This window comes from Devosia ureilytica (assembly GCF_024273195.1).
Taxonomy (GTDB): Bacteria; Pseudomonadota; Alphaproteobacteria; order Rhizobiales; family Devosiaceae; genus Devosia; species Devosia ureilytica.
Genome location: NZ_JAMZCU010000002.1, coordinates 545,322 through 565,474, shown reverse-complemented (window position 1 = coordinate 565,474; position 20,153 = coordinate 545,322). Strand labels below are relative to the sequence as shown.

At 62.6% G+C, this 20,153-nt stretch carries 16 protein-coding genes; 1 reads left to right on the top strand and 15 read right to left on the bottom strand.

All coding sequences use genetic code 11. The annotated features are described in order from the left end of the window. Nucleotides 1-86: 86 nt before the first annotated feature. The 10 genes from NIM87_RS06800 to NIM87_RS06755 all read right to left on the bottom strand — a co-directional run bounded on the left by NIM87_RS06800 (nt 87) and on the right by NIM87_RS06755 (nt 12,446). Complete coding sequence (locus tag NIM87_RS06800; RefSeq protein ID WP_254673876.1) at nt 87-1,691, bottom strand: GMC family oxidoreductase; 1,605 nt, start codon at nt 1,689-1,691, stop codon at nt 87-89. After that, complete coding sequence (locus NIM87_RS06795) at nt 1,688-3,184, bottom strand: FGGY-family carbohydrate kinase (RefSeq protein WP_254673875.1); 1,497 nt, start codon at nt 3,182-3,184, stop codon at nt 1,688-1,690. The genes NIM87_RS06800 and NIM87_RS06795 overlap by 4 nt, the downstream gene beginning before the upstream one ends. Before the next feature lie 3 nt (nt 3,185-3,187). Then, entirely contained in the window at nt 3,188-4,024 is an 837-nt protein-coding gene (locus tag NIM87_RS06790; protein WP_254673874.1) for a class I fructose-bisphosphate aldolase, read from the bottom strand. Then, nucleotides 4,021-5,703: a glycerol-3-phosphate dehydrogenase/oxidase gene (locus tag NIM87_RS06785; RefSeq protein WP_254673873.1), complete on the bottom strand. Its 1,683-nt coding sequence runs from the start codon at nt 5,701-5,703 to the stop codon at nt 4,021-4,023. The genes NIM87_RS06790 and NIM87_RS06785 overlap by 4 nt, the downstream gene beginning before the upstream one ends. Continuing rightward, nucleotides 5,700-6,692: an aldo/keto reductase gene (locus NIM87_RS06780; RefSeq protein WP_254673872.1), complete on the bottom strand. Its 993-nt coding sequence runs from the start codon at nt 6,690-6,692 to the stop codon at nt 5,700-5,702. Before NIM87_RS06780 ends, NIM87_RS06785 begins: the two co-directional genes overlap by 4 nt. Continuing rightward, the gene (locus NIM87_RS06775; protein ID WP_254673871.1) at nt 6,682-7,662 is read right to left on the bottom strand and encodes a sugar-binding transcriptional regulator; all 981 of its coding nucleotides are present in this window, start codon (nt 7,660-7,662) and stop codon (nt 6,682-6,684) included. Before NIM87_RS06775 ends, NIM87_RS06780 begins: the two co-directional genes overlap by 11 nt. A 35-nt stretch (nt 7,663-7,697) precedes the next feature. Next, nucleotides 7,698-8,621, bottom strand: coding sequence for an ABC transporter permease (locus NIM87_RS06770; RefSeq protein ID WP_254674086.1), 924 nt, complete (start codon nt 8,619-8,621; stop codon nt 7,698-7,700). 95 nt (nt 8,622-8,716) lie between these two features. Continuing rightward, a complete protein-coding gene (locus NIM87_RS06765; protein WP_254673870.1) occupies nt 8,717-10,246 on the bottom strand; it encodes a sugar ABC transporter ATP-binding protein in 1,530 nt (509 codons plus the stop codon). A gap of 75 nt (nt 10,247-10,321) precedes the next feature. Further along, complete coding sequence (locus NIM87_RS06760) at nt 10,322-11,338, bottom strand: substrate-binding domain-containing protein (protein ID WP_408640049.1); 1,017 nt, start codon at nt 11,336-11,338, stop codon at nt 10,322-10,324. A gap of 229 nt (nt 11,339-11,567) precedes the next feature. Beyond that, on the bottom strand, nt 11,568-12,446 hold the full coding sequence (locus tag NIM87_RS06755; RefSeq protein WP_254673869.1) for a LysR family transcriptional regulator: 879 nt from the start codon (nt 12,444-12,446) through the stop codon (nt 11,568-11,570). Between the two features lie 94 nt (nt 12,447-12,540). Here NIM87_RS06755 and NIM87_RS06750 point away from each other — a divergent pair, with 94 nt between their 5' ends. Beyond that, complete coding sequence (locus NIM87_RS06750; protein ID WP_254673868.1) at nt 12,541-14,037, top strand: CoA-acylating methylmalonate-semialdehyde dehydrogenase; 1,497 nt, start codon at nt 12,541-12,543, stop codon at nt 14,035-14,037. A 50-nt stretch (nt 14,038-14,087) separates the two neighbouring features. Here NIM87_RS06750 and NIM87_RS06745 read toward each other — a convergent pair whose 3' ends face one another. From NIM87_RS06745 to NIM87_RS06725, 5 genes are all read right to left on the bottom strand, one after another. Next, complete coding sequence (locus NIM87_RS06745; RefSeq protein ID WP_254673867.1) at nt 14,088-15,086, bottom strand: ABC transporter permease; 999 nt, start codon at nt 15,084-15,086, stop codon at nt 14,088-14,090. An 11-nt stretch (nt 15,087-15,097) separates the two neighbouring features. Next, complete coding sequence (locus NIM87_RS06740; protein WP_254673866.1) at nt 15,098-16,618, bottom strand: sugar ABC transporter ATP-binding protein; 1,521 nt, start codon at nt 16,616-16,618, stop codon at nt 15,098-15,100. A 116-nt stretch (nt 16,619-16,734) separates the two neighbouring features. Beyond that, the gene (locus tag NIM87_RS06735; protein ID WP_254673865.1) at nt 16,735-17,679 is read right to left on the bottom strand and encodes a sugar-binding protein; all 945 of its coding nucleotides are present in this window, start codon (nt 17,677-17,679) and stop codon (nt 16,735-16,737) included. A gap of 162 nt (nt 17,680-17,841) precedes the next feature. Beyond that, nucleotides 17,842-18,816 (bottom strand): NAD-dependent epimerase/dehydratase family protein, encoded by a 975-nt coding sequence (locus tag NIM87_RS06730; protein WP_254673864.1) that lies wholly within the window; start codon nt 18,814-18,816, stop codon nt 17,842-17,844. Between the two features lie 74 nt (nt 18,817-18,890). Then, complete coding sequence (locus tag NIM87_RS06725; RefSeq protein ID WP_254673863.1) at nt 18,891-19,880, bottom strand: sugar-binding protein; 990 nt, start codon at nt 19,878-19,880, stop codon at nt 18,891-18,893. Nucleotides 19,881-20,153 lie beyond the last annotated feature (273 nt).

The following is a 20,153-nucleotide window of genomic DNA, read 5'->3' as shown; positions in this document are numbered from 1 at the left end:
CCCCCCCCCCCCCCCCCCCGGCGATAACCGGATGGATTGGCCACCGGCACTTCGGAATAGCTTTGAGGCTCCCACACTGGTCGAATCTAGCGCCCCTGGCGGATGAACTCGGCGGCGCGTTCGGCGATCATGATCACCGGCGAATTGGTATTGCCCGAGACAATGGTGGGCATGATCGAGGCATCGACAATCCTGATGCCAGCCAGGCCGTGGACCTGCAGCTGGCTGTTCACAACAGCCATGGGATCGGCCCCCATCTTGCAGGTGCCCACCGGATGGAAAATCGTGGTGGCTATATCACCGGCCTTGGTCGCCAATTCGCCATCGCTGGCAAATTGCGCTCCCGGCAGCACTTCTTCGGGCTCGTAGCGGGCGATTGCCCTGGTGCGCATGAGGCTGCGGGCATGGCGGATGGAGTTGGCGGCAACCTCCCGATCACCGCTGGTGGATAGGTAGTTTGGCCTGATCAGCGGAGCCGAGCCGGCGTCGGGAATTGCCATATGGATAGTGCCCCTGCTTTGCGGCCGCAGGTTGCAGACCGACACCGTGACGGCGTCGAATTTGTGAAGCGGCTCGCCCAAGCGGTCAGTGGAGAGCGGCTGGACGTGGTATTCCAGATCGGGCGTGGCCATGCGTGGATCGGACTTGGCAAATATGCCGAGCTGACTTGGCGCCATGGAGAGCGGGCCGCTGCGCCGCAGTGCATATTCAAATCCCATGCCGGCCCGGGTGAAGAGATTGTGATAGCGGCTGTTGAGGGTGCGCGTGTTGCGCACCTTGAACACGGTGCGGATCTGCAAATGGTCCTGCAGGTTCTCGCCCACGCCGTCGAGCTGGTGCTGCACGGCGATGCCCAGCGCAGCCAATATGTCAGGCCGGCCGATGCCGGACAGTTCGAGCAGTTTTGGCGAGTTGACGGCACCGGCCGCCAGGATCACCTCGCCCCTGGCATGAGCGGCAACATGCTGGCCGCGATGCCGGAAGGCGACCCCGGTCACCTTGCGCGCGTCGAGGATGAGGCTTTCGGCCTCCGCTCCTGTCACGACACGCAGATTGGGCCTGCCCATCGCGGGCCGAAGGAAGGCCTTTGCGGTGTTCCAACGCACACCGCCGCGCTGGTTGACCTCGAAATAGCCTGAACCGAGGTTGTCACCGCCATTGAAATCGGCGACGCGCGGAATGCCCAATTCCTCGGCGGCGGACTGGAAGGCGTCCAGAATCGGCCAGGAAAGGCGCTGCTTTTCCACCCGCCATTCGCCGCCGGCGCCATGTCCCTGTGAGGCGCCCGCGTGATGATCCTCGGATTTGAGGAACCACGGCAGCACATCCTCCCAGCCCCAGCCGGCATTGCCCTGCTGGCGCCAGCCGTCATAGTCGGCGGCCTGGCCGCGCATATAGATCATCCCGTTGATCGAAGAACAGCCGCCCAGAACCTTGCCTCGCGGATAGGGCAGAACCCGGCCGTTCAGGCCCTTTTCCGGCTCGGTTTTCATCATCCAGTCGGTACGGGGATTGCCCATGCAATAGAGGTAGCCAATCGGGATATCGATCCAGTGGTAGCGGTCACTGCCCCCTGCTTCGAGCAGCAGCACGGAATAGCGAGGGTCCTGGCTCAGCCGATTGGCCAGTACGCAACCAGCCGATCCGGCACCCACGATGATGTAGTCATACTGGCCGAAATCCGCTGTCATGAATGACCCATCTTGGCCCATAGAGGCGTCATCGCCTGTGCCAGTTCGGTGTAAATTTGCCGGCGCGCAGCATAGTGCGGCGCGTTGTGTGACTGGGGGTCGTAGTGTCGCGCCGGCGCGGTCATTGCCTTGGTTCCGGCGGCATAGTCGGCAAAGAGCCCGACCCCGGCCCCTGCCGCAATGGCGGCGCCCAGGGCGCCGGTTTCGCGGCTGCGCGCCACAGTCACGGGCACATCGAGAACATCGGCAAATATCTGCGGCCAGATCGAGCTGCGCGATCCGCCACCCGAGAGCGTTGCCGAGGAAATCTGCGCCCCGGCCCGCCGCAGCACGTCGATATGGCGGGCGTGCTCGAAGACAACGCCCTCAAACAGGGCACGCAGCATATGCGCGCGGCCATGCCAGCCGCCAATGCCATAAAACCCGGCGCGTGCACGACCGTTCTGCTGCGCCCCATAGAGAAAAGGATGATAGATCGGGGTATCATCCGATGCCTGGACGGTGGAGACGAGCTCGCTCGCCAGTCCGAAGCGGTCGCCCGGCACGTCAGCCATGAATTGATGCACCAGCCATTCCAGATTTGCCGCCGAGGTCGCGCTCGATTCGATGGCCAGCCACCGCGTCCGGTCGAAACTGGACTGCATGAAGACTGGCGGCTGATCGATGGGCTGGTCCAGCACCACCTGATTGATCCCCCAGCTGCCGGCAATGATCGAGGCCTGGCCGGTTTCAGAGACCCCGGAGCCCAGCGCACTGGCCACAACATCGAACAGGCCCGCGATAACGGGCGTTCCGGCCTTGAGCCCGGTTGCGGCAGCAACGTTCGGGGTGATGTGACCGGCAATATCGGCGCTTTCGAGCAGGTCGGGCAGCATGGGCCTGGCGTCCATCAGGCCGTAGTGTTCCAACAGGCCCGCATCATAGGCGCGCCCGGGGACCGAGATCAGGCCGCAGCCAGACATGTCGGTCGTTTCACTGACGCGCGCGCCGGTCAATTGCCCGACAACAAAGTCCTTGCACAGTAACACCGTTCCGATCTGGCCGTAGAGATCGGGCCGATGCCGTTTCACCCAGGCGAGCAGGGTCGGCGTCTGGGCGGACCAGGGGCCTTGGCGGCAGATTGGATAGGTGCGCGCGCCCAGCTTTTCCGCCTCCCACTCACCAACCAGATCGACGGCCCGTGTATCGAGCGACTGGATGCCGATCAGCGGTTGTCCGGCGCGATCCAGAGCGTAAAGGCCATTACCATGGCCGGCGCAACCGATTGCCCGAATATTGATGGGGTCAATACCGGCCTTGGTGATACAGGCGGATATAACCGTAATGGCATTGGCCCAGAGTTCACCCAGATCGCGCTCGACATGGCCCGGCGCGGGCAGGCTGGCATGACCATCCTGCGCCACCACAGCCAGCTCCCGCCCGTCGGCAGCATCAAACAGGGCCGCCTTGATGACGGTGTTGCCCGCATCCAACCCCAGCAAATAATCGGCCATGTTCTATCCTCGCTCGTAGATTGCCCAGGCATCAGCACCGCTGGCGCCGTCATGGATGAGGGCCATCAGCCCGCGCACCACCGCGCCGGGATTGGCGTGCTGGTAGATATTGCGTCCATAGACCATGCCCATGGCACCCTGGTGCATCAGGGCTGCCGACTTGTCGAAGACGGCCCGGAGGTCCTCCTTGCCACCCCCGCGCACCAGCACCGGGCAGCGCGCCGCCTCGATAACGCGGTGAAAGTCTTCAGGATTGGTGGTCGGGTCGGCCTTGACGATGTCGGCGCCCATTTCGCGGGCCAGCCGGGTCAAGGTGACAATTTTTTCCGCATCGCCATCGACCATGTAACCGCCCCGCTCGGAATTGGGGAGCATGACGAGCGGTTCGACCATCAGCGGCATGCCGTAGCGATCACAATCGGCGCGCACGCGGGCAATATTGCTCACGCATTGCCTGAACAAATCCGGTTCGTCGGGCAGCATGAAAAGGTTCACCACGACGCATGCAGCGTCCATCTGCAACGCGCCGATCAGCGGATCTGCCTCGTTCTGCAATACGGCCCACATGGCACGATGGCGCTGCTTGTTATAGGGATTGCCCATGTCGATGCGCATCACGAGCGCCGGCTTGTCCTTGCCAGGCATGGCCTGAAGCAGGTCCGCCTGCCCGTAATTCATCTGGATGGCGTCGGGCCGCGCTTCGACCAGCGCCTCAACCACTGCCGGCATGTCTTCCAGCCCGTCCAGAAAGCTTGGCTCGTTGCACACGCCGTGATCGATGGCGACGTCGAGACACTTGCCCTGGCCAAACAGGCGGTTAAAGCGGAATTTCTGGCTCATGCGGGTGTCCTCTGATCGCGGCGGGCTAGGGTTTGGGCACTCAGCCCGTGGCGCGTGGCCAGCAGGTCGAGAAGGTTTTGCAACTCGATGGCACGGCGCTCCTCCGTCCAGCCCTTGGCGGTGGCCAGCAGATCCAGACTACGACCGATGATCGAGAGCGACAGCGCGCCGGTGATGGCAATGGTGGTGCGGCGGAGCAGCAGGTCGGCCAAAGTTTCCACCTGTTCGTGCGCAATCAGATGGTTCAGTTCGGCCACCGAATGACCGGCAATGTCGGCCGCGTCCCCAAAGACCTGCGCCAGATCGGCGGCGCTGGTGCCATAGCGCTCGAGCAATGTGGCGGCCCGCTTCTCTGACACGCCAGTGGCAGCGGCCAGATTCGTGACCCAGCGCGCCGGGTCCTTGGGATAGTTGCGACCGCCGCCAATGGGCAGGTCTTTGGTATCAACGGTGCGGGACACGCAAAGCCGTTCCATGGCCGTATCGGCCGCCAATGCGCCAAAAGACCGAAAGGTTGTCCACTTGCCGCCGATCATGCACAGCACCGGGGGATCGCCCTCGATCACTTCGCAGAAATGGTCGCGCGGAATCCGGCCCGTTACGGCTGCCGCGCTGGCGGGGAGCGGACGAACGCCGGCAAAGCGAAACACGATCTCCTCGGGCGCGATGATGATGCTGGGAAAGATCACCGAGAGCGATGCGAGGATGTAATCCTGCTCGGCGGGACTGGCGATGGCCGCGTCCGGGTCGTCGATGCGTTCATCGGTTGAGCCGACCAGGACTTTGCCCAGATAGGGAAAGACCACGCAGATGCGCCCGTCCTCATTTTCGTAGTAGATCATCTGACCATCCAGAGCGCGGTACAGCGCAGCATTGTCGACGATCAGGTGAGAGCCCATGGTTCCGCCAATCAGGCGCGGTGCCTTGACGGCGATGGCGGCATTGGTGAGATCGATCCAGCCGCCAGTGGCGTTGATGACCAGGCGGGGCCGGACTGAAAATTGGTCGCCCTCGAGCGCATTGTTCAGCACCAGGCCAGAACCGTCCGAGCAGACCGAGGCATGATTGAGCGCAAGCCCGCCGGCAGCGACGCCCTCGGCCAGCATTTCGAGCGCCAGCCGTTCGGGGCGGCTGACCCAGGCGTCATAATAGGTCGCCGAAGCGCGAGCGCCGGGATTGAGCGCCGGAAACAGCTTTTTCGTCCGCGACCGGCCATGGAAGGCATGCCGGGGCAAGGCGCGGCGCCCGGCCGTAAAGAGATCGTAAAGACTTAGGCCAAGCTTGATCAGCACCGCACCGCGCCGGCCCTGCCGTCGGGACAATCGCAGGAAACGCAGGGCGCCGCTGGTCAGGCCGGAGAACACACCAAAGATTGGCACGGTGGTGGGCAAGGGGCGCACATAATGAGGAGCGTTGGCCAGGAGCAGGTCACGCTCAAGCAGGCTCTCGCGCACTAGCTTGAATTCGCCGTTTTCCAGGTAGCGCAGCCCGCCATGCACCATGCGCGACAGCGCGCTGCTGGCGCCCGAGCAATAGTCGGCCTTTTCGGCCAGCACCACATCCACGCCGTTGAGTGCGAGTTCGCGGAAGACCGATATTCCGTTGATCCCGCCACCGATGACCAGCACGGCCGGGTCAGGTCGGGCCTTGATCTGCTCTATGGTGGATTGGCGGGTCATGGAATGGCGGCAAGATGGGTGACGCGGGCAGCCTCGATTTGGGCAAGGTCTGATGGCCCAAGACGAATACGGGCGGCCCTGGCATTGTCGCGCGCCTGTTCGGGATCGCGCGCACCGCAAAGGGCGAAGGTGATTCCGGGCTGTTGCAGGGTCCAGGCGATAACCAATTGGGCCACGCTGGCGCCATGCTGATCGGCGAGCGGCGCAAGCGCCGAGGCAAAATCGGCCGCGTGTTGCCGGTTCTCGGGCGAGAACCGCGGATCGGCGGCCCGCTGGTCATCGCCCTCGAACACGCGGGTTGCAGACACCTTGCCCGTGAGCAAGCCAAGCGCCAGCGAGGAATAGCTCAGCGTCGCAACGTCCGATGGCATGGTCTGGGGCAGGAGCGTTTGCGCAATGCCCCGATCGAGCATGGAATAGCGCTCCTGGATGGCGTCGAGTTGCCCGGTGGCGAGATATGCGGTCAGGTTCTCGGGCGAGGCATTGCTGGCGCCAATAGCGCGGATCTTGCCCTGCTGCTTGAGGCGCAACAGCGCGTCCACCGTTTCGGCAAGGGGGGTCGTGGGGTCCTGCCAGTGGGTGATATAGAGATCGATGTAATCGGTGCCGAGACGTTTCAGGCTTTGCTCGACCTCGTAGGCAATGCCATCGGCGCCGAGATAGCGGTGCACCGGCATGCCGGCTTCCTCGAAGAAGTGATTGCCCTTGCCGCTGTGCCAATTGAGGCCGCATTTGGTGGCAATCACCACCTTGTCACGCTTGCCCGAAATGGCCTGCCCCACCAGTTCCTCGCTGCGCCCCAAACCGTAGGCCGGGGCCGTATCGATGAGCGAGATGCCGGCATCTATGGAGGCCTCGATGGCGCGGACGGACGCGGCTTCGTCGGTGCCGCCCCACATCCAGCCGCCAATGGCCCAGGTGCCCAGACCGACAGCGGAGGCCATGATGCGCGAATGGCCAATCTCGCGTGTCAGCACATCATGCAACATTCTGTTTGCTTTCCATGGCGCTGAGCACGGCTGCGACGGTCACTTCGTCGGCAACCAGGGACTTGAGAAAACGCCCATTGAGAGCCGCCTGGATGGGCAGTACCTTTTCGGTACCGGCAGCGACGCCGATGACGCGCTGGCAGCGGAGCAATTCGGCCGGGTCGAGCGCCACCAGGCGCGAATTGAGCGGACAGTCGGCAACACTGCCATCGGCGTGGATGAGGTGTGCCATCATTTCACCGCTGACCCCCTGGCTGAACAGGGCGTCGCGGTCGGCAGCCGAGATGGGGTGCAGATCGTAGTAGCTGGAACCCGGTGTGCGGATCGAGCCAATGCCGACCAATGCCACCGTTGCTTGACGCGCCAGATCGAACACCCCCCTGGTGGAGGCCATGTCCATGAGCATGTCGCGTTGCTCCTGGCTTTCAGCAAACAGTGGAGCGTGCAACAGCATTGCCTTGCCGCCCAACCGGTCAGCCAGCTGCGTCGCCAGGTGATTGACGTCGGTATAAAACTTGCCCTGAACGCCGCCGGTGAGCGGCACCACTGTGATGTCGAAGCTGCGTTCGGGTTGCAGGTTGTCCACGATGGCGCTGACGGCCTTGCCGCCCGTGATGGCAATAACGTCGCCATCCCGAAGGGTCTCGAGCAATTGGTTGGCGGCGGCGCGCCCCACTTGCTGGAGCGTGGATTCAGCGCTGCCCGGCACGGTCGGCGTGACCACGGCGCTGGCCAGGCGGGCACCGTCCATCAGGCGCTGCTCAAGATCAACGAGCCGTTGGAACGGGCTTTCGATGTCGATCCTCACCATGCCCAGCTTGCGTCCCTGGGTGATCAGCCGGTTCACCTTGGAGGTGGACAGGTTGAGCTGGGTGGCAATTGCCTGCTGAGTCAGCCCGTCCATGAAGTGCAGCATCAGCACTGTGTAGATCTGGCGGATGGCTTCGAAGTCGTCTTTTTTGTCGGTCATGGATATGCTCATGGCATCGCCCGGGTTGCCCCGAACTAGCCGCGCCTCTTGTTGAGGTAATGGTCGATGGTCACGGCCCCAAGCAGGATCGAGCCGCGGATGATGTCCTGCCAGTAGACGGAGACGTCGAGCAGGGCGAGCGAGCTGGACACGACCGAGAGCAGGATGGTGCCCAGGATGGCGCCAAAGACCGTTCCGGTCCCGCCTGACAGGCTGGCCCCGCCGATCACGGCTGCAGCGATGACATTGAGTTCCATGCCAATGCCAAAGGTGGGCTGGGCCGAGCCGAAGCGGGCCATGTAGATGATGCCGGCAATGCCGCACAGCGCCGAACACAATGTGGTGGTGAGGAAGACAACCTGTTTGGTCTGGATGCCCGAATAGGCGGCTGCCTTGGGATTGGAGCCGGTGTAGAAGACCTTGCGGAACATGGTGGTGCGCCGCAGCATGAAATCGAAGGCCACAACGACCACGACGAAGATGATCAGCACCACCGGAACAACGCCGATGGCGCCCTGGCCGATGAACTTGAAGCTGTTGGGCAACTCGTAAAGACCAAGGGGCCGCCCGCCGGTGCCCAGAAGACACAGCCCGCGCGCTATCACCATTATCGCGAGGGACACGATGAAATGGTGCAGGCCCACCCGCGTGACAAAGAAGCCCATTGTGGCGCCGATGGCGGTGCAGGCGGCAATGGCGATGCCCGAGGCGATCCAGGGATCAACGCCGTTGAGAAACAGCAGTCCCGCAATCACCATGGCCAGGGCTGTCACCGAACCGACCGAGAGATCGATGCCGCCCGAGATCAGAAGGATGGTCATGCCCACCACCACAATGCCTTCGACGGCAAAGGCCATGGCCATGGCCCGCATATTGGTCCAGGTCAGGAAGTAGGGCGAGGCGAACGACATGGCGATGAAAAGCGCCAGGATGATCAGGACCAGCCCGGTTTCGCGCATGCGCAGCGCCCTGCCGGCCGTGCTCAGCAGGCCATTGGCCGCGCCACCTTGTGTCTGGGGCGGCAGCTCAGCCGCCGCCAGGGATCTTTTGGTCATCACGCCACCTGCTGGTCATTGCCGACGGACGCCAGATAGATAATCCGGTCCTCGGTCATGTCATTTTCAGTTACTTCGCCGACAATCCGTCCCTCGCGCACCACCAGAACCCGGTCGCAGACGCCGATCAGTTCGGGGAGTTCGGAAGAGATGACGACCACGCCCACGGCCCTATTCGCCAGGTCCCGCAGAATGCGATGGATCTCTGCCTTGGCACCGACATCGACGCCACGCGTCGGCTCGTCGAGGAAGATCACCTTGGGATTGACCGAGAGCATTTTGGCAATCGCCACCTTCTGCTGATTGCCGCCCGAAAGGGAGGATGCCGGCTGGCCGATATCGCCATATTTGAGATTGAGCCGTGCGCCCAGGCGCTGCGCCTGGGCTGCCTCCCGACCCTCGTCAATAATCCCCGCAGCGCTGGCCACCTGGCGCAAGGACAGAGCCGACACATTGGAGGCGATCGACATATCGAGAAAGAGCCCATCTCCCTTGCGGTCCTCGGAGAGATAGACCAGTCCAGCCGCGATACTGTCGCCGTAATGGTTCAGGGCCAGCGCTTGTCCCATCAGCCGCACCTCGCCGCTGACTTCGCCCTCCAGACGGCAGATGCCCTTGACGATTTCGCTACGGCCGGCGCCGATCAATCCGGCAAGACCCAGGATTTCGCCCTTGCGCAGGGCCAGAGAAATGTCCCGGAAACGCCGCGCCTCGGTCAGGCCACGGACTTCGAGGATGATTTCATCGGACCGGTCTTCCTGCCGTTGCTTGGGCGGATAGAGATCGTCGATCACCCGCCCGACCATGGCGCTGACCACGGCCCCAGGCGTGGTTTCGGCCACGGCCATGGTGGTGATGTATTGCCCGTCGCGGAACACGGTCACCCGGTCGCAATTGTCGAAGATCTCCGCCATGCGATGGGTGATGTAGATAATCGACAGGCCCTGGGCGGCCAGCTTGTGCATGATCTCGAACAGCACCTTGGCCTCACGTTCGGTAAGTGCCGCCGTTGGTTCGTCCAGGATCAGCACCCGGCAATCCAGTGTCAGGGCCTTGGCGATCTCGACCAATTGCTGCTGGGAGATCGACAGGCTACGCACCATGGCGGCGGGGTTGATGTTCCCGAGCCGCTTGAGGATTTCTGCCGCCCTGGCCCTTTGCGCTGCATAGTTCATCAACAGGGCTCGGCTGGAATTGGTAGCCGCCATGAAGATGTTTTCAGCCACGGTGACATCGGGGCACAGCGCAATTTCCTGGTGGACGAAACCAATGCCCAATTTCTGCGCCATGGCCGGGGACTTGATGGTGACACGCTGTCCATCAAGTGCGATCTCACCGCTGTCGGGCTGAAGAATGCCATCAATGACGTTCATCAGTGTCGACTTTCCGGCACCGTTTTCCCCGGCCAGCGCGTGAATTTCTCCACGTCGCAACTCGAAGTCCACTCCCCTGAGGGCGCGGATGGGCCCGAAGGATTTGACCAGACCGGTGATCTTGAGAATCGGGATTTCTGCCGCGTCCGCCGACATGTCCGCTGACCTTGTTTTGAAAAATACTGGACGTGCCGCACCACCTCGGGCGACGCGGCACGCGTGGTTGGAACGCTAGTTGGGATCGCGGCCTTCCATGTAGACATTGAGGTCGAAGGAGTCGGCATTCTCCTTGGTGATGACCGCAAAGCCATTATCGACGAAGGGCACCTGCATGGGGTTGTAGCCCGACACCTTGTAGTCGTTGAACGGGTCGAACAATTCGGGATGGGCGCCCATGAAGGTGACCATGAAACCCATGAAGCCCTGCACGCCCTGGTTGGGATTGAGCGCCATGTGAATATTGCCGGCCCGGATGTGCTCAAGCGTGGTCGGCGTCACGTCCGCATGCATGATCAGCACGTCGGCATTGGCTTCCAGCACGGCCGTGACGGCACCCTCGGCGGAACCGGCTTCCGGGATCCAGAGCGCCGCCAGCTCGGGATTGGCCTGCAGGATCGACGCGGTCGCCCGATAGGCCGCGTTGCTGTCCTGATTGGTGGCCTGGCGACCAACCAGCTCCATATTGGGAAAATTGGCTTCCATATAGTCGATCAGCGCGGTCACCCGCAGGTCGTGGTTCGACTGGCCGGGATTTTCGAGCACGGCGTATTGAGCCGAGTCACCGACCTGGGCCACGATTTCCTCGGCAGCGAACTTGGCCTCGGCCAGGTTGTCCGACGTGATGTAGGCGGTGCGCTTGGATTTTGGCGAGTCAGCGGCAAACGTGGTGACGGAGACGCCGCCGTCGATCGCGCGATTGATGGGCTCGATGAACGGGTCCGACTGCATGGGGTGCAACAGGATGCCCGCCGGGTTCTTGACCAGATCCTGCTCGAACGAGGCGATCTGCTTGGTAATGTCATAGTCCGGCGTGCCCGAGAACACGGTCTCGCAGCCCATGGCCTCGGCGGCCTGCTTGAAGCCCTGATAAACGGGCACCCAATAGGGATGCGCCGATACCATGACGTTCATGATGTAGGTTTCGCCCGGTGCACAGGTAAACCCCTCCTGCGCAGCTGCGCCGACGGGTGCCAGGGCCAGGCTCATCAACACCGAGGCAGCTGCCCCGGTCAATCCGATGGTCTTCATGTGTTTCCTCCTCATCCCTCCACGCCCAGGCCGGCCTTACGGCTCATGTCCCGTCGCAAGAAATTTCATGTAGCGATTTTTATCGCAACGACTGGATACAAACAGTCATGCCGAGCAGAGTCAACAACAATGCAATAAAAACTTAGTACTGAAATATATTTCAGATCAGGTGGCAGTCGTCATTGGGACGGGTGTGCCGGACCCACTCAAGCCGGATGAACGGCTGCTGTCACCCGAAGATCGCGCGATCCCGGGTGACAATCTCTGTGAGAAATTCAGAGACCAGTGTTACGCGCCGGATATTGCGAAGGTCCTCGTGCAGGACTGTCCAATACGACCGGACCAATTGCTGCTCGGGAAGCACCGAAACCAGATCACTGTCGGTCCGAGCCATGAATGCGTGCAGAATTCCGATCCCGGCGCCGGACCGCACAGCCTCCGTCTGTCCCATTGCCGAAGAGACGGCGATGCCGGAACGCCAGCCATCGAGAAACTCGCCGGTGTAGTCGAGTGAAGCGGTGTAGAGCAGGTCCTGGACATAGCCAACCAGCCTGTGGTCGCGCAGATCATCGAGAGATTTGGGCGTGCCGTGCCGGTCGAGGTAGCCCCGAGAGGCATAAAGCCCCAGCGAATAGTCGGTAAGCTTGCGCGCGACCAGACGCCCCTCGCGCGGCCGTTCAAGCGTTACCGCAATATCGGCTTCGCGGCGGGACAGCGAGAACGCCCGGGGAACAGGGACCAGTTCCAGGCGCAGTCCCGGATGGCGCTCGGCGAGTTCACCCAGCCTTGGCGCCAGGAAAGCGACACCGAAGCCATCCGGCGCCCCGACCCGCACGGTACCGTCCACCGCGGCGTTTGCACCTGCGGCCTCGCGCGCCGCCAGCATGGCGCTTTCCATCGCTTCGGCATGGATCAGGAACCGCTCGCCTGCCCCGGACAGGTCCGAACCATTGGTCTTGCGCACAAAGAGCTTGCTGCCAAGCGCCTCCTCCAGAGCCGTCAATCGGCGCGCGACCGTGGCATGGTTGAGCCGCAAGGCCCTGGCCGCGCCCAAGATCTGCCCACTCCGGGCAATGGCTAGAAAGATGCGAACGTCGTCCCAATTCATGGCACTATAATATCTGCACAACAGATGCGAAAACAATCGTGTAGTTATGACAATTGTGCACGCGCAGAGTGTTCCCCGAACACGGGAGACCCTCATGCGCACCATCGGCCATTTCATCGACGGCGTCGAAACCACCGGCAACAGCGCCGAATTTCAGGATGTATTCAATCCCGCCACCGGCGAGGTTCAGGCACGCGTGGCGCTGGCGACCGAGGCGGACCTCGACGCCGCCGTAGCCGCCGCTGCCGCCGCCCAGCCAAAGTGGGCCGCGACCAATCCGCAGCGCCGCGCCCGTGTGTTCTTCAACTTCGTGGCGCTGATCAATCGCGACATGCAGGACCTGGCCGAATTGCTGAGCGCCGAGCACGGCAAGACGGTGGAAGACAGCAAGGGCGATATCCTGCGCGGGCTGGAAGTGGCCGAGTTCGTCGCCGGTGCGCCGCATTTGCTCAAGGGCGAGTTTACCGACGGAGCCGGACCGGGCATCGATATGTATTCCATGCGCCAGCCGGTTGGTATTGGCGCCGGCATCACGCCGTTCAATTTCCCAGCGATGATCCCCCTCTGGATGCTGTCGCCTGCCATTGCTGCCGGGAATGCCTTTATCCTCAAGCCATCCGAGCGCGATCCCTCCGTGCCGATGCGTCTGGCGCAACTGGCTATCGAGGCCGGCCTGCCCAGGGGCATTCTCAACGTACTGCACGGCGGCAAGGCGGTCGTCGATGGCATCCTGCATCACGACCAGATCAGCGCCGTGAGCTTTGTCGGCTCCACCCCGATTGCCCGCTATGTCTATGCCACGGCCGCCAGCGAGGGGAAGCGCGTGCAGGCCTTCGGCGGCGCCAAGAACCACATGATCATCATGCCGGACGCCGACATGGACAAGGCCGCCGACGCCCTGATGGGCGCTGGCTATGGCTCGGCTGGCGAGCGTTGCATGGCCGTGTCGGTGGCGGTTCCGGTGGGCGAGGAAACGGCGGACCGCATCGTTGCGGCGCTCAAGCCGCGCATTGAAAAGCTCAAGGTGGGTCCGGCCACGGACAAGGCAAGCGAAATGGGCCCTGTCATCACCAGGGCCTCCAAGGACCGCATCGCGGCGCTGGTCGAATCCGGCATTGCCCAGGGCGCCACGCTGGCCGTCGATGGTCGCGCCTTCTCGTTGCAGGGCTATGAGAATGGCTATTTCGTCGGGCCGTCGCTGTTCGACCATGTGACCACCGACATGGACATCTACAAGGAGGAAATCTTCGGTCCGGTGCTGAGCGTGGTGCGCAGCAAGACTTACGAAGACGCGCTCAGGCTGACAATGGACAATCCCTATGGCAATGGCACCGCGATCTTTACCCGCGATGGCGACGCGGCGCGCGATTTTGCGGCACGGGTCAATGTGGGCATGGTGGGGATCAATGTGCCCGTGCCGGTGCCGCTGGCCTATCACAGCTTCGGCGGCTGGAAAGCCAGTGCCTTTGGCGACCTCAACCAGCACGGCACCGACGCCATCAAGTTCTGGACCCGCACCAAGACGGTGACGGCCCGCTGGCCCAGCGGCATCAAGGACGGCGCCGAGTTCCAGATGCCGGTGATGAAATAGGCGAGCGCTGACGTCATGCGGATTGCAACAAGCCCGGCGCCAATGGTGTGTCAGCCAGGGGTGGCGGCTTCCTTGTCCAATGCATCAAGGGCCCGGGCGGCGCGGCGTTGCTGGCGGTAACGGCTAAACTGCTGGTCGGCCAGGACGCCCACCAGGATGACACCGCCCATGACCGCGAAGTTGAGGGACGAGGGAATGCCGAGCAGGTTCACCAGGTTCTGCAGTTGCTGCAGCAGCACGGCGCCCAGGATGACGCCGATGATCGAACCCTCGCCACCGCGCAGCGAGAAGCCGCCCAGAACCGCAGCGGCAATGGCGTAAAGCTCATAGAAATTGCCGTGGGAAGACGGCTGCACCGACCGGGTGAACATAGCGAAATAGACCGCGGCAATCGATGTCAGCACGGCGCAGATGACATAGGCCGAGGTGATGACCAGACCCGTCCGCACCCCGGAATAACGCGCCGCATCTTCATTTTTGCCGACGGCTTGAAGATGGCGCCCGTAAACCGAGCGATGCAGCACGAACCAGCAGATCACCCCGATGATGATCATGGCGTAGAAGGAATGGGGAATGCCGAAGGAGCGGCCAATGGTCAGCCATTCCAGTTCGGGATAGCTGGCCCCGAACGGGAACCCCGCCGTTGCCTCGCCGGTATAGCCTCTGGCCACGCCGCGATAGATCAATAGGCCGCAAAGCGTGACCACGAAGGGCTGCATCTTCAGTTTGGTGATCAGCAAGCCATGGGCCAGGCCCATCAACGTGCCCACAAGGACCGTGATGGCCATGGCCAGCGGCCAGGGGACGCCCAGCCGACCGACCAGATCGACAAAAATCACCCCCAGCAGAGCGATCATCGAACCGACGGAGAGGTCGATCCCGCCCGTCATGATGACAAAGCCCTGGCCGATGGCGAAGAGGCCGAACAGGCCGATCAGGTTGGCGGTATTGCCCAGGTTGATGGGTGAGAGAAATAGCGGATTGCGCAGATAGACAATGGCGCCCACCACGATGATCAGGACCGCCAGTCCCATGTCTTTCTTGTGCATTGTACTGGTCCCTAATTGGCGCCGACGGCGAGCCTGAGCACATTGTGTTCGGAGAATTGGGCGCGCGGCAGTGATCCGGTGACCTGGCCTTCCCGCAGCACCACGATACGGTCAGAGACGCCGATGACTTCCTCCATGTCGCTCGAGATCATCATCACCCCGACCCCGGCTTCGGCCAGGGCCCGCATGAGCTTGTAGATTTCCCACTTGGCACCGACATCGATGCCACGCGTTGGTTCGTCGAAGATGAGGAGCCGGGGCCGCATGGAGAGCCACTTGCCCAGAACCACTTTCTGCTGATTGCCGCCCGAGAGCTCCGCGGCATTGCGCAGAACGTCGGCGGCCCGGATATCGAGCCGGCGGCGCTGGGTTTCGGCCCGCGCCTCGACCAGCCCCCGGGAAACAAGGCCCCGGCGGCTGACAGAGGCCAGGTCGGCCAGCGAAATGTTCTCGCAAATCGAACTTTCAAGGACGAGGCCGGTGCGTTTGCGGTCCTCGGGCACCAGATAGAGGCCGGCTGCGATGGCATCCCGTGGCGACCCCGGGCGGAAGGAATTTCCGGCCAGCACCACGTCGCCCTCGAGCACAGGCGCAATGCCGAATATGGCCTCGGCCAGTTCGGTGCGTCCCGCACCAACCAGTCCCGCAACACCCAGGATTTCACCCGAGCGCAGCTCAAGATCGACACGGGCCGCGGGATTGGCCTCTATCCGCACACCCCTGAGCGAGAGGATGACATCCCCGGCCGGGCGGCTTGGCGGCATATAGAGCGACTTGAGGTCGCGACCGATCATCAGGCGGATCATGGCGTCATGGTTGATCTCGTCGCGCTCGAGTTCTCCGGCGACATGGCCATCGCGCAAACCGAAGACCCGGTCGGCACAGTCCTCGACTTCACCCAGGCGATGGGAAATGTAAATAACGGCAATGCCCTGCGCCTTGAGATCAGCAATGACCTTCATCAGGGTTCGCGTCTCGGACAGCGTCAGGGAAGAGGTCGGCTCATCCATTATGACGACGCGGGCGTCGATGGAGAGCGCCTTGGCGATTTCGAGCAGCTGCCGCTCCGCCAGGGACAAATCGGCCACCGGTGTTTCGGGCAGGAATGTCGCCCCCACCCTTGCAAGCAGGGGCCGGGCAGCCTCGCGCATGGCCTTGAGGTCGAGCAGCTGAAAGAACCCGGCACGGATCTCGCGGCCGAGGAACATATTGGCCGCGACGTCGAGATTGTCGAAGACGTTGAGTTCCTGGTGCACGAAGGCAATTCCGGCCGCTTGCGACTGGGTCACCGAAAGCTGGTCATGGGCCACATTGTCGATGATGATCCGGCCCGAACTTGGGGCGATCACTCCACCCAGAATTTTCATCAAGGTCGACTTTCCGGCGCCGTTCTCGCCGATCAGGGCCAAAACCTCGCCGGCCCTGACAGACAGGGTGACGTTGGAGAGGGCCACCACGCCGGGGTAGACCTTGGAAATGTTCTCAAGCACCAGCAGCGGGTGCGGGTGGGGCATCGCGTCGGGGGACTTCATATTCAGGCAACCCAAAAAGCGGCAACGGCAGCGGGCTGCCGCTCAACATAGTCTTGCATGGACAGGCACGCACCGGGCCAAATACGGACCCGGTGCGGCTGCGCTGGCTGGGAGGATTACCCGCCAATACGCTCCTTGAGTTCAGCCTCGAAGGCATCGACATTGGACGCGTCGATGACTTTGGTCGGAACAATAATCAGGCCGTCTTCAGGCACGCCCGAGGTGTCACCCTCGAGATATTTGGCCATCAGGTGCATGCCCTGGTAACCCCATTGGTAGGGATCCTGCACGACAGTGCCGGCAAAGCTGCCCTCGCGAACCGCGCCAAGCGTGATCGGGTCCTCGTCAAAGGCAATGACGGTGACATCGCCGAGCTTGCCGGCCGCCTGCAGCGCTTCGTAGATCTTGGGCGGATTGTAGGAATAGAACCCGACCATGCAGTTGATGTCGGGGTTGGCAGCCAGGACGTCATCGACATTGGAACGGGCGCGCGCGAAGTCCACGTCGTCGCCACGCACATCCACCAGCTCGATACCCGAGCCTTCCACCGCCTGGCGGAAACCGGCGATCCGCTCGATGGCATTGTCAGCACCCAGGAAGCCGACGAAGCCCATGCACTTTGCACCATCGGGCAAGGCGGCAACGGCGATCTCGCCGGCCTGGACGCCCGCCAGGGTGTTGGACGACCCCAGATAGGCAATGCGGTTGCTGTCGGGTGCGTCGCTATCGGTGGTGAACAGCGGCACTTGGGCGGCGATCCGGTTGAAGGCGTCGATGGAATTTTTCGGATCGGCCGAGGAAATCATGATGGCATCGGTTCCGGCGGCGACCAGATCGTCCATCAGTGCATTTTGGAGGGCCGCCGTGCCCTGCGCAGGGTAGCGGAACTGCAGGTCATAGCCAGGCAGTTCGCCTTGTGCCTTGGCTACGCCGGCTTCGGCCAGCTTCCAGAAATCGGAAGCCGCATTCACCACAAAGGCCAGTTGCGGCTTGTCCTGGGCAAGCGCGGGCCCAGCCATAAAGGCCAGGGCCGCTATCGAAACAGCGAGTTTGACTTTCATAGTATCCTCCCATGCCGAGGGCACCCCTTTTTGGGCACTCCGCGACCTTTTTGACGTGCCCGCGACAAACCGTTTGCCATCGAGCGGTTCATATCCCTGGCCCGGCGCGTCCCCTTGGTGGGTGGGGCATCCATGCCTTGGATATTGCGTGTGCGCATGCTGCTATCCGGGGTACCAGATGATGCGCGGATCGTCGGGCGCACGGACATAGTCCCAGGCCCGATCGACAAGATCTTGAAGGTCGACCTGCGGCTTCCAGCCGAGCAGGAGGCGAGCCTTGGCATTGTCCAGCCAATTGCTGTGAAAGGGTGTGCTGATCTCGGCCGTCGGCAGGGATCGGGTGTCGCGCAGATATTGCGCGACCTGGCCATAGTCGACCGGCTCGTCCATCGCGATATTGAACAGCTGCCCGGCGGCAGCCGGGTTGTCGAGGGCAGCCAGAATGGCGCCCACCAGATCATCGACATGGATAAAATTGCGCCGCAGCGGCACGCCGCGTGCATCGTGCAGCAGGGGCACGCTGGCCGAACGCGCGTGCCGCTCCACATCTTGGGTGCTCAGCAATTGGCTCCAGGCCGGCCCGCCGAACTGGTCGACAAAGCTCAGCGCATACCGAAAGTCGTCCTTTTCCACGATCCATGGCGCGCGCAGGCAGCAGCCATTGGTGCCATACTGGATGCCGTATTGCTCCAGCATGACCTCTTCGAGAACCTTGGTCAGGGCATAGCATCCGGGATAGGCGCGGCGGGGCGCCGCCTCGGTGATCGGGGCATCGTAGTGCTGGAACGCGTGGCCCACGGTGCAATCGCCGCTGAGCAGCACGAATTGCCTGGTCCCCGCGGTGGCCCGAAATGCCTCGAGCAGGTTGAACATGCCCTTGACGCCCACATCCATGGCCAGCGCGGGCGTTTCCTTGACGGCGGCCATGTGTAGCACATGGGTCACCCCGTCCATGGCGGCCCTCATGGCAGCGGCATCCGAGAGGGAGGCCCGCACCACTTCCACACCCGGGTGATCGATGATGCGATTGTTGCAGATGGCCCGGATGGACCAGCCCGCAAATTTTTCCGCCTTGAGAAACGCGGGCAGGAAATTGGAACCGACTTTTCCGGTAATGCCGGTGACCAGAAGTCTCACTTGGCGCAGTCCTTCCCGAACGCTCAACTCATTGAATAGGTTGGGCACGGCGCCGGAACGCCGTGCCCGGGAGTTTATTGGGCGCAGAAGCCCGGCTCTTCATGGGTGCAGACATCCAGACCGGTGTAGATCGGGTCTTCAACCGGTTCGCCATTGATGAGCTGGATCATCACGTCGGGCGCACGCTGGCCCATTTCAAACGGACGCTGGCCGATCTGGGCATGGCTGCGGCCTTCATTGAAGGCCTGGACCTGTGGCGGCAGCGTATCGCCCGCAATGATGATCAAGTCATTGCTTTCCAGGCGATCCATGACCTGGTCGGTGACCTGGGCGTAGGCCTGGGGCGCGAACTGGGCCCAACCGCCGATCAAAATGAAGGCATCCAGATCAGGATTGGCCGTGAACACGTCCGCCATCTGCTGGTTTGCCAGGTCGATCTGGTCATTGGTAAAGACCGGGCAACCTTCAATTTCGCTCCAGCCGCCCTGCCCGGCCAGCCGATCGGTGCCTTGTGCCCCGGCAATCGTGTCGCGGAAGCCGGCCGCGCGGGCATTGATGTTGTCGGCGGCGACATTGCCCAATTGCAGGCACACCGAGCCACCCTCCGGCTTCAGGCGCTGGGCCTGTTCGGCCATCATCACGCCCATGAGGTAATTGTCTGTGCCCAAAAAGGTGGTGCGCAGCGACCGGTCGGCTTCGGACAAGTCAGCGTCCACGGTCATGACCGGGACATCGGGGGCGATTTCGCGCAGACGGTTTGCCATGGCGGGGGCGTTGGAGGGCGAGATGGCGATGGCCGCCACGCCCCGCGTGATCAGGTCATCAACCAACTGCACCTGACCGGCCTCGTCGGCGCTCGACGCCGGACCGGTGTACAGGCACTCATATTCGGAATCGGGGTTGTTCGCGGCCCAATCCTGGCAACCCAGGTTGATCTGTTCAAAAAATGGATTGTCCAGGCCCTTGACCACGATGGCCAGGGTCTTCTTGTCCTGGGCCTGAGTTCCCCCTGCAGCCAAGGCAAGCACTGCTGCGGCAATCGCCAAGTGATTAACGTACCTCAAGATTGTCTACTCCTCCCGTTTGATTGAACCGACAGTGCCGCGGACGCGATCCTGGCCCTGTCGATGAGCGCCGCGTTGCCGATCCCGGCAACGCAACGAACCTCCCCTGGCGCCCACTGGATTTGCTCCAGCGTGACAACCCTATGACCACTTTCCTGTGGACTGATCATATTATGTGCTAATATAAGCGCAGCCGGATAATGTCCGTCAAGCGGGAAATGCGGATGAACTATTGCCGGACTGGCCGCCAAAGCCCGGAAACCCGGCAGGAGC